The following is a 13138-nucleotide window of genomic DNA, read 5'->3' on the forward strand; positions in this document are numbered from 1 at the left end:
CATCATGAACAAGCCCGTAAACATCGAGCAACTCGAAGTCGGCTACGACATTCCCGCCGCCATCGGCATGGACGCATCCGAGATTCAGACCCCGGCGCTGGTGCTGGATCTGGACGCGCTGGAACGCAACATCCAGAAGATGGGCGATTACGCCAAGGCCCACGGCATGCGCCACCGGGTGCATGGCAAGATGCACAAATCCGTCGACGTGGCGCAGCTGCAGGTCGAGCTGGGCGGCGCCTGTGGCATCTGCTGCCAAAAGGTCTCGGAGGCCGAGGTGTTTGCCCGTGGCGGTATCAAGGATGTTCTGGTCTCCAACCAGGTGCGTGACCCGGCCAAGATTGATCGGCTGGCGCGGATGCCCATGCTGGGTGCGCGCACGATCTGCTGTGTGGATGACATCGACAATGTCAGCGATCTGTCCGAAGCGGCTGAGCGCCACGGCACCCAGATCGAATGTCTGGTCGAGATCGACTGCGGCGCGGGTCGCTGCGGCGTGACCACCACGCCCGAGGTCATCGCCATCGCCAAGGCCATCGACGCGGCCCCGGGGCTGAAGTTTGCCGGTATCCAGGCCTATCAGGGCGCGATGCAGCACATGGATCTGTATGAGGATCGCAAAGCCAAGATCGACATCGCCGTGGCGCAGGTCAAAGACGCCGTGGACGGGCTGGCCGCCGAAGGGCTGGACTGTGACATCGTCGGCGGTGGCGGCACCGGGTCGTATTACTTCGAGAGTACCTCGGGCGTGTACAATGAACTGCAATGCGGCTCTTACGCCTTCATGGACGCCGATTATGGCCGCATCCTTGATGAAAACGGCAACCGCATCGACCGGGGAGAGTGGGAGAACGCCTTCTTCATCCTCACCAGCGTCATGAGCCATGCCAAGGCCGACAAGGCCATCGTGGATGCCGGTCTCAAGGCCCAATCCGTGGACAGTGGCCTGCCGGTGATCTTCGGGCGCACGGATGTGGAATACGTCAAATGCTCGGACGAGCACGGCGTGGTCGCCGACCCCGACGGTGTTCTCAAGGTCAATGACAAGCTGCATCTGGTGCCCGGTCACTGTGACCCGACCGCCAATGTGCATGATTGGTATGTGGGTGTTCGGAACGGCAAAGTTGAAGCGCTTTGGCCGGTCTCCGCGCGCGGCAAGGCTTACTAGCCGCCGCACATGCGTCCCGGGCGGCAGTTATCCCTTCCCCTGCCGCCCGGACCTGCACCCCAAAGCTCAAGGAAAAGGTCATGAAAGATATGACAGACAAACCCCTGCTGATCGTTGGAGAAGACCTCTGCCAGCAACTGGTCGGACGCCGCGAGGCCTTCGATGCGGTTCAGGACGTCTTCGCTGCCATGGCGCGTGGCGACGCCTATAACTTCCCGGTCATTCGTGAGGCCATCGGCTATGCCGATGCGCTTTATGGCTTCAAATCCGGCTTTGACCGCGCCGGTCAGGTGCTGGGTGTCAAATCCGGCGGCTACTGGCCCGGCAACATGGACAAGGGCCTGACCAATCACCAGTCCACCGTCTTTCTGTTCGACCCCGATACCGGGCGGCTCTCGGCATTGGTGGGCGGCAATAACCTGACCGCCGTGCGCACCGCTGCATCCTCGGCCGTGTCGATTGCCCATCTGGCGCGCAAGGATGCCAAGGTGCTGGGCATGGTCGGTGCAGGCCACCAATCCGCCTTCCAGCTACGCGCCGCTGCCGAGCAGCGCGATTTTGAAAAAGTCGTCGCCTGGAACCCACACCCCGAGATGCTGCCTCGCCTTGGTGCGGTCGCAACCGAGCTGGGTCTGGAGTTCGAGGCCGTCAGCCAAGAAGATCTGGGTGCACAGGCGGATGTCATCATCACCATCACCTCGGCCTTCGAGCCGCTGCTGATGAAAGACTGGATCAAACCCGGCACCCACCTGGCCTGCATGGGCACCGACACCAAAGGCAAGCAAGAGGTCGACGCCGCGCTGGTCGCAGCCGCCACCGTCTTTACCGACGAGGTCGCACAATCCACCACCATCGGCGAGGCCCAGCACGCCATCGCGGGCGGCACCCTGACCGAGAACCAAATCACCCCCATCGGCGCCGTCATCAACAGCGACCACAAGGGCCGCACCAGCGCCGAAGAAATCACCCTCTTCGACGGAACAGGCGTCGGACTACAAGACCTCGCCGTCGCATCAGTCGCCGCAAAACTCGCCCAAGACAGCGGGCTGGCCGAACACGTCACGCTGTGATCATCTACGCGAAAGAGTGAACGGATGCTCGCCCAGAGCGGTTCGTTCCGGGCCGTTCCAAGACTAAGGCGACAGCGTCCATCCCGGACGCTTTCGCACACAAATCAACGTTATGCACTGAAAGAAAAGGGCTCGCCCAAGGTATCAGGGTCGACCTCAACCCCCAGACCTGCTCCTTTCGGCACGTGCAGCAATCCGTCAGTGCAGGGCGGCATACCGGTCGCATTCTGTACCGTCACCCAATTCATGAAATCCACCGTGTGAGCTGCAAGCCGCACTGGGATTCTTGCCATCATCTGAGCTGTGGCGGCCGTGTTGATGGTGCTTCCGCCAGTATCTTCAATGGTCACCTTCAACCCCAGCTGCACGGCCACATCACTGAGCAGCCGGGTTGGGCCAACCCCACCGATCCGGGCTATTTTAAGCGTTACCCCCGAAACCATCCCATCGGCATGAGCGACTAGCATAGGCTCGAGACCCGTGATGCTTTCATCCAAAATGAACGGATGAGGACAAGATCGCGCAACACGCCGGTTTTCGGCCATCGACATACAAGGCTGTTCAAGCCAATAGTCCAGATCGCCCACCCCCCGCAAAAAGCGAAGCGCATCTTCGACCAGCCACCCGCCATTGGCATCCGCATAGAGCGCAACATCAGAAGGAACAGCACTTCGGACCGCGCGCAAACGTTCAATATCTTCCAACGGGTCCTGTCCAACTTTGACCTGTAGACGCCGGTAGCCTTGCTTTAGATAGGACAGCGCGCTCTGCGCCATCTCATCTGGGGCAGCCTGACTGATCGAGCGATAGAGCGTAACGGATCGAGTGGCACCCCCGCCTAGAAAGGAACAAAGCGGCATCCCTGCCCGGCGCGCCGTCAAATCCCACGCGGCCATGTCAATTGCGGATTTCACGCTGGGCTGGCCCAGCATGGCCGCGTTCAGCGCCTCGGCCAATTGAGCTGGCGCGTCAGAAGGTCGACCAATCACCTCTGGTAACAACCGCGCTGTGCCTTCCGCCATCTCTTCGGGAAATGCCTCGGCATAAAACGCCCCAAGGGGCGCCGCCTCTCCCCAGCCGATGGTGCCGTCAGCCGCTTCAAGCGCGACGATCACTGCGTGAAAGCCATGTTCGGTCTGCCCGCGGCACACATACTTTCCTGCGGCAAAGGGTTGGTATTGCCGCCAGGCTCGGGCCGAAACGATGGGAGCAGGTTGGATCATGTGACCCCCTTCGACCGCCGAAGCACATCAGTCGGAACATCATCCAGATTCAGCGTTGCACCCTCATTTGCCTCTGTCAAACCTTCAACTCTCTTATTCAATTCTTCGGGCGGTTCGTGCCGCAGTAAATGGTCGTCATGCCAATCCGAGGCGTTCTGAACATGTGCTACCGCCTTAATACGAAAAGAGGATCCCGACCCGACAATTTGTCAAGTCGCCTCTTCAGCCGCGCGTTTCGCGGCGATCATGCCCAGCAGCTGTTCTTTGGTGCGCCGGATATGGTTGGCCAAGACGTTGCAAGCCTCTTCAACTTTACGCTCTTGCGCCAGCCGCAACAGGTCGCGATGGTCTTTCTTTGCCGGTTCACGCTGCTTCATCACACTCAGATGCATACGCACGTACCGATCCGATTGCAGACTGATGCGATCCAGCAATTCGTTGGTGAGTTTCCGCTGCGAGGCGGCGTAAAGCGCTGAATGATATTCGTAGTTCAGGACGCCCCACTTCCCCACATCGTTTTCGTCATAGGATCTCTCCATCTGGGTTAGAATCTCTTCGCACCGTGCAAAGTCAGCGAATGTCATATTTGGGATAGAGTGGTGGAACAGATCCACTTCGATCAGGATGCGCAAATCGAAAATTTCACCAATTTCTCTGAGGGAATGTTTGGTGACAGAGCCGCCTCGATTGTTGGCCCATTGCACAAGACCCTCGGCGTTCAAGCGTTTGAGCGCTTCACGGACCGGCATTCGAGAAACATCATATTCTGCAGCCAGAGCCTCTTGCCGAATGGTTTCGCCCTCGGCCAGTTCACCGCTCAGAATACGTTCCCGCAGATCATTTGCGATGACCTCCGGCAAGCTCTGCTTGGTGATCGCTCGTTTTCCTGCCATTTCAAGTCTAGCCCTGCAGCATTTTAGTTAGGGGTACCGAGTTTTCGCAATTTCTCAATGCCGAACCAATGATTTCGCGCCGGCAGAATGCTTCCACCAACCCGAGCGTGGGGTATGGGTATACGCGGTCAAACACCCCAGGTATCCGACAGACGATAGCCGCCGGGCCAAGGATCGTCAGGGTCAAGCATATGCTGGTGAATACCAGTGATCCATCCTCGGCCACTGATCTCGGGTATGATCGCCGCGCGACCGCCCACCTGCGCCACGTCAACGATCCGGCCCGTAAAGCTCGACCCGATGATTGAGGTGGCTTCAAACGTCTGACCAGTCGTCATCAATCCTTTTGCGATCATCAACGCCATGCGTGCGGATACTGCTGTTCCGGTGGGCGAGCGGTCGACCTTACCCGGTTGGATTGCGACAGCGGACTTACCGGTCAGCCCTGTTTCGGTCTCAGTCAACGGACCACAGAAGGCACAGAACGAGATATGATCCCACTCGGGATTTTCAGGATGCGAGAACCCAAGCTGCTCATTGGCTGCGTTTGTGATCTTTACGCCCAAACCGGCGATGTCGCGGGCTTCATGTTCGGCAATTTCGAAGCCCAGTGCCTTGGCATCGACCACAACAAAACTGTCGCCGCCATAGGCCGTATCCACGTTGATCGTGCCCAACCCCAGCACCTCAAGCGGGACCGACAGCTTATCGGCGAAACTGGGCAGGTTCTGTACAAAAATACGCCGCGCCTTGCCATTGCTGCACTCAGCCCTGACCCGAACCAGCCCGCCCGGGGCCTCTAGCACCATATGGGTTTCGGGTTCCTGCATCGGAATGATCCCGCCATCCAGCAGCACGGTCGAGACACAGATCGAATTTGACCCTGACATTGGTGGTGTGTCTTCCGGCTCCATTATAATCCAGGCTGCGTCGGCCTCGGGGTGTTTCGGGGGCACCAGCAGATTGACATGGCGGAACACACCGCCGCGGGGTTCGTTCAGGACAAAGTTTCGCAAGGTCTGGTCTTGCGCGATGAAATTGCGCTGCGCCCAAACCGTTTCGCCGGGTGGTGGGCTAACACCTCCAACTATAACATCGCCCACCTCGCCTTCAGCATGCGCCGAAATCACGTGTATCGTCTTGCTGCTACGCATTTGGCTCCTCAATCATGTTGCGCGAAAGGCGCTGGTTACCGCGAATGCCGAAGTGATTTTCATCGCGCATCCTCGGGCTCAAAACCGTGTGGATGCGTAAGGCGTCAAGTCAAGCACGGGTTTGGCGCCCGTGGCCAGATCAGCGATAAGCTCAGCGGTACCTGCGGATTGGGTAAGGCCCAGATGGCCGTGGCCAAAGGCATATAGAACCTGAGGCGCTCGGGCAGAGCGGTCAATGACCGGCAGGCTGTCTGGCAGCGATGGGCGGAAACCCATCCATTGCGTCCCACCTTCAAGGTTCAAGGCAGGCAGGAACTGCCCAGCCTTGGCCAACAGCGTATCGGCACGCTTGTAATTTGGGGCCAGCTTCAACCCACCCAGTTCAACCGCGCCTCCAACGCGGACACCATCGTTGATCCGCGTCATCACGAACCCGTGCCCGCCAAAGGTCAGGTGCGTGCGCAGATCAAAAGCGCCTGCTGGCAGGGTGGTGTTGTACCCGCGCTCGGTCTCAAGCGGAATGTGGTCATCCAAGGTTGCAGCCAATTGGTGCGACCATGCCCCGGCAGCCACAATCACCTGACCGGCCGGAACGTCACCATCTGTCGTTGAAAGAGTCACGCCCGCATCGGACCGGGTCAACGCCTCAACACCCGCGCGTTCAACACGACCTCCGCGCGCCGTGAATTGCGCGGCCAGATGGCTGGTCCAGAGGGCCGGATCAACCGTGTTCATCCAAGTTGGTGTAAAGCCCGCATGGGTAAATCGGCGGTTCAAACCGGGCTGAACCTCGGCAATCTGTTCTGGGCTATCCAACAGATCAAATGGAATGCCATGCTCCCTGCGCAAGTCCCAAGTGGGCAGGCTGGCACGAAACTCAGCTTCGCTTTCGAACAGCTGTAACTGGCCCTCGCGCCGTATCAGCGTCTCGCCATCCACCTCTTTGATTTGACGTTCCAGCGCCGCGCGGCAGTGGTTCATCAGAACGGCTTGCGCTGACAGCGATGCTGCATAGCGATCACGCCAACTGGCCCGCCAGAACCGCAGCATCCAAGGCGCGATGTTCAACGCATATGCGGGAGGAATCGACAACGGGCCCAACGGATCAAGCAGCCAACCCGGCGCTTTGCGCATGATCCCGGGCGTGGCAAGCGGCACAATGTCGGTAAAGGCAAACGCACCGGCATTGCCTTTCGAAGCCCCTGACCCGATACCTTCACGGTCCAGAACCAGAACCTGCTTGCCGCGCTTTTGCAACTCTAACGCCGCGCTGATACCAACGACACCAGCGCCGATCACAACGATTTCTGTTGGGTTGCTTTGCTGCATCGCTGGAAAATCTCAATCTGTAGTTCAAGCTCAGAGGCCGATCACGCCGCACCCTGAAATCTAAGTCAAAGGAAGATCCCGTCGCGAAAAGGATCGTTTTGCGCGAAAACCAATTTGCCTTCCCCCATGATATACGCCCGGCCGGTCAGCGTTGGGATCACGCCCCCGTTCGGCCCGGCTTGAAAACTCAGGCGATACGAGCTGCCGATCACACTTTCCTGAGTGATTTCTTCACCGGGGGCCAGCACTCCATCCGCAGCCAAACACGCCAGTCGCGCCGAACTGCCCGTGCCGCAAGGGGACCTGTCATATTGATCATCTGGGCACAGCACGAAATTGCGGCTGTGAATGCCCTTTGTGGGCGACGAGCCCTGCAGGATCACATGGTCGACCGGTTGTCCGTTTTCACCACATACCTTCTGAGAGATACAAGCTTCGCGGATGGCAATGGATAAGTCAGTCAAAGCGCGAATGTTCACTGGTTCCACAGCAATTGGGCTGGGGTCGACAATAAAGAACCAGTTACCGCCATACGCCAAGTCACCTTTCACCTGACCATGGCCTGCAACCTCAATCACAACCGACGTCTTTACCCGGCGGCTTTCGATATTGGTGACACGCACGGTATTTGCGTCCAGCAGATCGACCGCGATCTGACCGGCTGGCGTTTCAATCTTGTGCGTACCCGGCGCGATCCGGCCCAGATGCGCCAACGTCACCGCCAGACCAATCGTGCCATGCCCGCACATTCCCAGAACCGCGTCGGCATCGAAATAGATCACACCTGTTTCACAACTCGGGTCTTCTGGCGGTACAAGAAGCGCGGCCACCATGCCGGGCTGCCCGCGCGGTTCCAGCAAAACAGACTTGTAAAATGCCTCATGCTCTGTGGCCAGAAGGCGGGCCCTTTCAGCCAATGAGCCTGATCCCAAATCGGGTGCCCCATCCAGAATCACCCGCGTGGGCATCCCGCCCGTATGGCTGTCGATCACATGCATTCAGCTATCACTCCGCCCTGCTTCGACCAGTCGGCAAACCACGCGCAGAACAGGGTGTATTGCTGTTCGCAATACTTGCGTTGCGCATCCGTCAATTCGTCGGTCTCAACAAAATGCAGTCGGTATTCCGTTTCACCGTTCAGAACCAACAGATGCTTGTAATACAGCACCAGATCGGTGCCTTCGTCAAAGCTTGCCAACACACCAAAGGCTTCCTCCAGCTCACGCGCGCGCAAGCGCGCTTCAGCATGACCAGCCGCCGCCTTTTGGCACAAGGCCGCAAGCAGCAACGCCTCTTTCGGCAGTGCCGTTCCAATCCCGGTGATCGCGCCGGTTGCTCCGCAATTGACAAAACCATGATAAACTTCGGTGTCTACGCCCACCATCAGCGTAACCTGATCGTCTTGTGAGGTGATATGCTCTGCCGCATAGCGCAGATCGTCCTTGCCGCCGAATTCCTTGAACCCCACAAGATTTGGGTGCTCGGCCCGCAAGGCAAAGAACAACTCGGCCCGGGTCGCAAAGCCATAGACCGGGCTGTTGTAAATAATGGCCGGAACGTCGGGTGCGGCGGACAGGATTGCTTTGAAATGGTTGCGCTGTGCTGCGACCGAGGACCCGCGAGACAAAACGCGCGGGATAACCATAAGCCCTGCTGCGCCCACCTTTTGCGCATGCGCCGCCAGCGCGACCGCTGATTTCGAGTTGATTGCACCCGTACCGACGACAACAGGCAAACCTGCTGAAACCAAACGCTCGACACCTTCCATCCGTTCGGCATCCGACAACAGCGGCCAGTCACCCATCGAACCACAATACACAACCGCAGACATACCGGCCGCGATCATTTCCTTGCCCTTTTTGACCAGGGCATCGAAATCGGGTGTCCGATCGTCTTTGCAGGGGGTCATTAGGGCGGGCATGATGCCGGTAAAGACATTCTTGAACATGAAGGTATCCTTCCTCAATGCGTCAGGGGCCAAAGTGCTTTGGGCGCGTTGGCCGAAACTTTACAGGTCGCCCAGTCGTTCTCCGGACGCTTCAGTGGCTCAAACGAACCGCGATACGTGACACTGGCCTCTGTGATTCACCTACTATCGCCTCAATATGGGATTTTGGATCCAAAATCCATAATTGATTGATACGTCCTCATAGACCTAGTTGGCAATGACCAGTGAGCCATGCGCAGCAATGTGTTTTCTCGGTAACGAATGTAACCTAAGAGACCAGATCCGAGAGCCCTAGATAGATGCAAGATCAAAAGACTGCAGAATGTTCCAGTCTTCGACAGGCACGTTCTGACTCGACCTTACCAAATGTAAGCGCCGGAAACTGATCTGCGTTCCAATCATGTCTTCATAAACATGGGCTTCCGCAGATTTGATTTCCGGGGCAATCGGACCGTAAGCCACACTTACATGAGGTAGAAAGTCCCTGGGACGCTGGGATGCCGGCAAGGCACTGGCCAACTTTTCCTGCTCGCGCACCAAATCCGCCGTAGGTGCAAGATCCAGATAAAGCGATTTAAAAAACACGTTTTCAGCACCAATCCCGGTCACGGTCAGGTTGCAGCTGGAAAGACCCGCTGAGAATTTGCCCAGAGTCGCCTTCAGTTCTGCCTCTTCCCCCGCGATGTCACCCACCAGAGTTACATGTGGGATAAACGAGGGCGTGCCGTTTGCATCAGCAAATCGCTTGATCCTTTTACTCAAGTCAGTCAGCAGAGGTTCTTCTGGCAGCATCCAGATTGAAAAACTTGCAACATTAGCCTTCATATTCAATGCGTTCCTCGAGAAATAAATTCCGGTTCGATGAGAATGGTTTCGCTGGGCTTTTCAGGTTGATCCAAGCGTTCAGTGAGCAGCCGCAATATCTGTGAAACAGTCTGATCCATATCGTTTCTGATGGTCGACAACTGAAAATTGGGCCATTGGGCAATCGCGATGTCATCAAATCCGACAACGGATAGGTCAGAAGGGATAGACATGCCAAACTGTTGCCGGGCCGCAGCAATCGCACCCAACGCCATAGCGTCATTTGCACAGAACAGCCCGTCCAACTCGACCTCACTGCTCATAATTTCAGTCAGGGACTCGTATCCGCCCTCGTAGCTGAAGTCAGAGTGTTTCACGGCCGCTGGTTTCAGACCTGCCTTGGCAAGAGCTTTCTCAAAGCCTGCCTTCCGTTCCTGATCGGACGACAAATGCGCCAATCCGCCTAGATAGCCCAACCGGGTTTTACCCTGGGCGATCAGCCGCGCCACCGCCAGTTCCGCCCCGCGCGCGTTGTCGCAACAGACACAATCCACTCTGTCGGCGTCCATAACACGGCCAGACACGATCAGGGGAATGTTCAACTTGGCGCAATGGATCGCTACTGATTCGTCCACACTGCCCCCTCGCAGAATCAGGGCATCCAGCGGATACGCCAGCACTTCGAGAACTTCGGCTTCGGATGTTTCGGCAGAGCCTCCCAGTACAACGGGCCACTTGCCCATTGCATGTAATCCCCGCATCAGTTTTGCCAGAATTTCGCTGTCGTAGTGATTGACAAGATCACCTGTAACAATGGCGACAAGGTTAGATCGACCCCTGCTTTGCAACCCAGCCGCAAGCGCGTTGGGACGGTAGCCAAGCTGTTCAGAAACCTGAAGAATTTTCTTCTTTTTGTCCTCATCCAAAGGCGATCCCGGCGTGAATGCACGCGATACTGCTGACCGCGAAACGCCTGCGGCCTCGGCGACCTGTTTTGCCGTTACACGGCGAGGCTTGATTTCTTTACCAGTATTCATGTGTCAGTCGGGGCTCATCTCGAAGGACCGGAACTTCTTTTCCGAATATCTGAAATTTAGGGTTGCGTCATAAAGGTGTCATTTCTTACCGTTACATGAACACGTGTTCACTACGTTTGTAGCAGAATTATGAAAGATGCAAAATGAACCTTGCTCCGGTCGACTACGAATCTTCTTCTTCCACGCTTGGGGCCGAGATCAAGCTGCGCAACCTTCGGGTGGGATACGCCGAGCAGGATGTGCTTTCCAATATCGACCTTGACGTAAAGGCCGGTGAGTTCATTGCCCTGCTCGGGGCGTCGGGCTGTGGCAAGACAACGTTGCTGCGGGCCCTTGCTGGTTTTGTTCCAGTGCGCGGTGGGTCGATTTCTGTCGATGGGCAGGATATGAGCCACACCACCCCCGAGAACCGCGGCATGGCGATGATGTTCCAATCCTATGCACTGTGGCCGCACATGAATGTGGCGCAAAACATCGGATACGGGCTGAGGCTTCGCAAGAAAAGCAAAGCTCAGGTTGCATCCCGCGTACAGGAAATGGCCGCGCTAGTCGGGTTGGGTGATCTGATCCATCGCAAGATCGGCGCGTTGTCGGGTGGTCAGCGGCAACGTGTGGCGCTTGCCCGTGCTTTGGCCATAGACCCACCGGTTTTGCTGCTGGATGAACCGTTGTCCAACCTTGATGCAGGCATCCGCGCGAATATGCGGCACGAAATCCGGAGCCTGCAACAGCGACTTGGTCTTACAACAGTTCTGGTCACCCACGACCGCGAAGAAGCTATGTCGATGGCAGACCGCGTTGTGATCCTGAACCAAGGACGGATCGCGCAGGTCGGCACCCCGGAAGACGTCTTTCACACGCCCGCCAATCCATATGTCGCCCGGTTCATGGGTGCGGGAAATACATTGCATGGTGTCGCCGAGGTTGGCCCTTCATCCATTGATCTGAAATTGGATGGCGAAACCCATCGCCTTCCGGTGCCCGGTCAGGATCGTTCTGGCGTCCATTTCCCCGAAAGCCAAAGCGGCCCAGTAGAAATTCTGTTTCACAGCGATGCTGCCCGATTGGGTGGCGCGTCTGATGATTGTTTGTCACTGCCCGGAACGGTCCTTCAGCATTCCTATCTGGGATCGGTTTATCGCCACGAAATCCAGGTCGGCGAAGCCCGGATCATGGCGGACAATCCCCACAAAATGCCCATCGGCGCAGTTGTCGATGTAAGCGTACCGGCCACGGCCTTAAGTCTGTTTCCTGCAAAGTCCCAGACAGCCGTGACCGGACATGAGGCGGCGACCCCGGCCGCACAACACCTCTGAGACCCTGGAGAAACACCATGACTTCCAAAATTGCAAACCTTTTTGCCTCAGCGGCCATAGTCGTCGCTGTCGCAGGCACAGCGCAGGCCGAAAACGTGCTCAACGTGGCCTCTGGCGGCAGTCAGAACATGGTTGATTACGTAACCGATTATCTCGGCCCGCTGTTCGAGGAACAGAACCCGGGCTGGGAAGTGAACGTTGTCGGCACAGGCCCAGGCAACGCAGGCAGCCAGGCAATTCTTGAAAAAATCAAGGCACAGGCCGGAAACGAAGCTTGGGATACAGATGTCGTTGTCATGACCCAGCTGAAATCTGGTGAGATGGTGACAGAAGGTCTCTTGCAGAAATACGTAGGTGACATCGATACCGGTCAGCTTGCCACGCGCGACACGTCCAAGACCGCTCTGGGCACCGATGTCGAGGGCTATGTCATGCCCATGTTCCACAGCCAGACCGCGATTGCCTACAACCCCGATCTGGTCCAAAACCCACCTGCAAGCTTTGACGAGCTGAAAACCTGGACAGCAGAAAACAAAGGCGCGTTCGGCTATAACGGCATCAAAAACGGAATGTCGGGCGTCGCATTCACCGCAGCGTGGATGTATGCTTATGCTGGCAACACCGATCAGTTGATGAACGGCCCCTACGATCCGGAGTTGAAAAACAGCTGGGACCAGGCCCTGAACGACCTGAAAGCTTTCAACGAAAACGTCACCTTTACCCCCGGCAACGCGGGCACTCTGGATATGATGAACCGGGGTGAGATCGTGATGGGACCGGTTTGGGTTGACATGTTCTACACATGGCAAGCCGACGGCCGCCTGAATCCGAACCTCAAACTGTTGCTGCCCGAGCCCGGCATGCCGGGTCAGCCCTATTACTACGCGATCCCGGCCAAAGCAGAGAACGCTGAAGCGGCGCGCAAGTTCATCGCCCTGGCCACCAGCCCCGAAGTTCAGGCCGAAGGCATCGTCAAGCGCTTCAACTGGTATCCTGGCATCGACGCTCAGCATGTCGAAAGCGCGTTGGATCAGGAAACCTGGAACAAGCTGTTCACCGATGTCACGCCGGAAGATCTGGCTGCCAAAGGCAAACCCTTCCCGCTGGGTCCGTTCTTTGACGATATCCGCGAAGCCTACGAGCAAAAGGTTTCCAACTAAATCCCCCTCATGGAAACCAATGTGCGGGCCTTCCCC

Annotated in this window: 12 protein-coding genes; 4 read left to right on the forward strand and 8 right to left on the reverse strand. The window is 57.3% G+C overall.

Annotated features, from left to right (window positions below; all coding sequences use genetic code 11):
* Positions 1–4 precede the first annotated feature (4 nt).
* Complete coding sequence (gene bhcC / locus GOV90_RS16915; protein WP_171095249.1) at positions 5–1168, forward strand: 3-hydroxy-D-aspartate aldolase BhcC; 1164 nt, start codon at positions 5–7, stop codon at positions 1166–1168.
* An 89-nt stretch (positions 1169–1257) separates the two neighbouring features.
* Positions 1258–2238 carry an iminosuccinate reductase BhcD gene (gene bhcD / locus GOV90_RS16920; protein WP_216602352.1) on the forward strand — a complete coding sequence of 327 codons (981 nt, stop codon included), beginning with the start codon at positions 1258–1260 and terminating at the stop codon, positions 2236–2238.
* 110 nt (positions 2239–2348) lie between these two features.
* Here the strand turns inward: bhcD and GOV90_RS16925 are convergent, their stop codons facing one another.
* The 8 genes from GOV90_RS16925 to GOV90_RS16960 all read right to left on the reverse strand — a co-directional run bounded on the left by GOV90_RS16925 (position 2349) and on the right by GOV90_RS16960 (position 10626).
* A complete protein-coding gene (locus GOV90_RS16925) occupies positions 2349–3461 on the reverse strand; it encodes a mandelate racemase/muconate lactonizing enzyme family protein (RefSeq protein ID WP_171095253.1) in 1113 nt (370 codons plus the stop codon).
* 209 nt (positions 3462–3670) lie between these two features.
* Positions 3671–4354 (reverse strand): GntR family transcriptional regulator, encoded by a 684-nt coding sequence (locus tag GOV90_RS16930; RefSeq protein ID WP_171095254.1) that lies wholly within the window; start codon positions 4352–4354, stop codon positions 3671–3673.
* A gap of 128 nt (positions 4355–4482) precedes the next feature.
* Positions 4483–5508 (reverse strand): proline racemase family protein, encoded by a 1026-nt coding sequence (locus GOV90_RS16935; RefSeq protein WP_171095256.1) that lies wholly within the window; start codon positions 5506–5508, stop codon positions 4483–4485.
* A gap of 78 nt (positions 5509–5586) precedes the next feature.
* Positions 5587–6837 carry an FAD-binding oxidoreductase gene (locus GOV90_RS16940; protein WP_171095258.1) on the reverse strand — a complete coding sequence of 417 codons (1251 nt, stop codon included), beginning with the start codon at positions 6835–6837 and terminating at the stop codon, positions 5587–5589.
* A 65-nt stretch (positions 6838–6902) separates the two neighbouring features.
* Positions 6903–7835 carry a proline racemase family protein gene (locus GOV90_RS16945; RefSeq protein ID WP_171095259.1) on the reverse strand — a complete coding sequence of 311 codons (933 nt, stop codon included), beginning with the start codon at positions 7833–7835 and terminating at the stop codon, positions 6903–6905.
* Positions 7826–8785, reverse strand: coding sequence for a dihydrodipicolinate synthase family protein (locus GOV90_RS16950; RefSeq protein ID WP_171095261.1), 960 nt, complete (start codon positions 8783–8785; stop codon positions 7826–7828). The genes GOV90_RS16945 and GOV90_RS16950 overlap by 10 nt, the downstream gene beginning before the upstream one ends.
* 291 nt (positions 8786–9076) lie before the next feature.
* Positions 9077–9610, reverse strand: coding sequence for a 2'-5' RNA ligase family protein (locus GOV90_RS16955; RefSeq protein WP_171095263.1), 534 nt, complete (start codon positions 9608–9610; stop codon positions 9077–9079).
* A 2-nt stretch (positions 9611–9612) separates the two neighbouring features.
* A complete protein-coding gene (locus GOV90_RS16960; RefSeq protein ID WP_171095265.1) occupies positions 9613–10626 on the reverse strand; it encodes a LacI family DNA-binding transcriptional regulator in 1014 nt (337 codons plus the stop codon).
* Between the two features lie 143 nt (positions 10627–10769).
* Here GOV90_RS16960 and GOV90_RS16965 point away from each other — a divergent pair, with 143 nt between their 5' ends.
* Positions 10770–11942: an ABC transporter ATP-binding protein gene (locus tag GOV90_RS16965; protein ID WP_171095267.1), complete on the forward strand. Its 1173-nt coding sequence runs from the start codon at positions 10770–10772 to the stop codon at positions 11940–11942.
* Between the two features lie 17 nt (positions 11943–11959).
* On the forward strand, positions 11960–13102 hold the full coding sequence (locus tag GOV90_RS16970) for an extracellular solute-binding protein (RefSeq protein WP_171095269.1): 1143 nt from the start codon (positions 11960–11962) through the stop codon (positions 13100–13102).
* Positions 13103–13138: the final 36 nt, after the last annotated feature.

Origin of the sequence: Ruegeria sp. HKCCA5929 (genome assembly GCF_013034525.1) — a bacterium.
Lineage (GTDB): Bacteria > Pseudomonadota > Alphaproteobacteria > Rhodobacterales > Rhodobacteraceae > Ruegeria.

Bases quoted from the DNA above. Each gene is read 5' to 3' on its own strand.
- GOV90_RS16970 (WP_171095269.1), top strand. From the start codon at position 11,960: ATGACTTCCAAAATTGCAAACCTTTTTGCCTCAGCGGCCATAGTCGTC.
- GOV90_RS16965 (WP_171095267.1), top strand. From the start codon at position 10,770: ATGAACCTTGCTCCGGTCGACTACGAATCTTCTTCTTCCACGCTTGGG.
- bhcD (WP_216602352.1), top strand. From the start codon at position 1,258: ATGACAGACAAACCCCTGCTGATCGTTGGAGAAGACCTCTGCCAGCAA.
- GOV90_RS16950 (WP_171095261.1), bottom strand. From the start codon at position 8,785: ATGTTCAAGAATGTCTTTACCGGCATCATGCCCGCCCTAATGACCCCC.
- GOV90_RS16930 (WP_171095254.1), bottom strand. From the start codon at position 4,354: ATGGCAGGAAAACGAGCGATCACCAAGCAGAGCTTGCCGGAGGTCATC.
- bhcC (WP_171095249.1), top strand. From the start codon at position 5: ATGAACAAGCCCGTAAACATCGAGCAACTCGAAGTCGGCTACGACATT.
- GOV90_RS16935 (WP_171095256.1), bottom strand. From the start codon at position 5,508: ATGCGTAGCAGCAAGACGATACACGTGATTTCGGCGCATGCTGAAGGC.
- GOV90_RS16940 (WP_171095258.1), bottom strand. From the start codon at position 6,837: ATGCAGCAAAGCAACCCAACAGAAATCGTTGTGATCGGCGCTGGTGTC.
- GOV90_RS16945 (WP_171095259.1), bottom strand. From the start codon at position 7,835: ATGCATGTGATCGACAGCCATACGGGCGGGATGCCCACGCGGGTGATT.
- GOV90_RS16955 (WP_171095263.1), bottom strand. From the start codon at position 9,610: ATGAAGGCTAATGTTGCAAGTTTTTCAATCTGGATGCTGCCAGAAGAA.
- GOV90_RS16925 (WP_171095253.1), bottom strand. From the start codon at position 3,461: ATGATCCAACCTGCTCCCATCGTTTCGGCCCGAGCCTGGCGGCAATAC.
- GOV90_RS16960 (WP_171095265.1), bottom strand. From the start codon at position 10,626: ATGAATACTGGTAAAGAAATCAAGCCTCGCCGTGTAACGGCAAAACAG.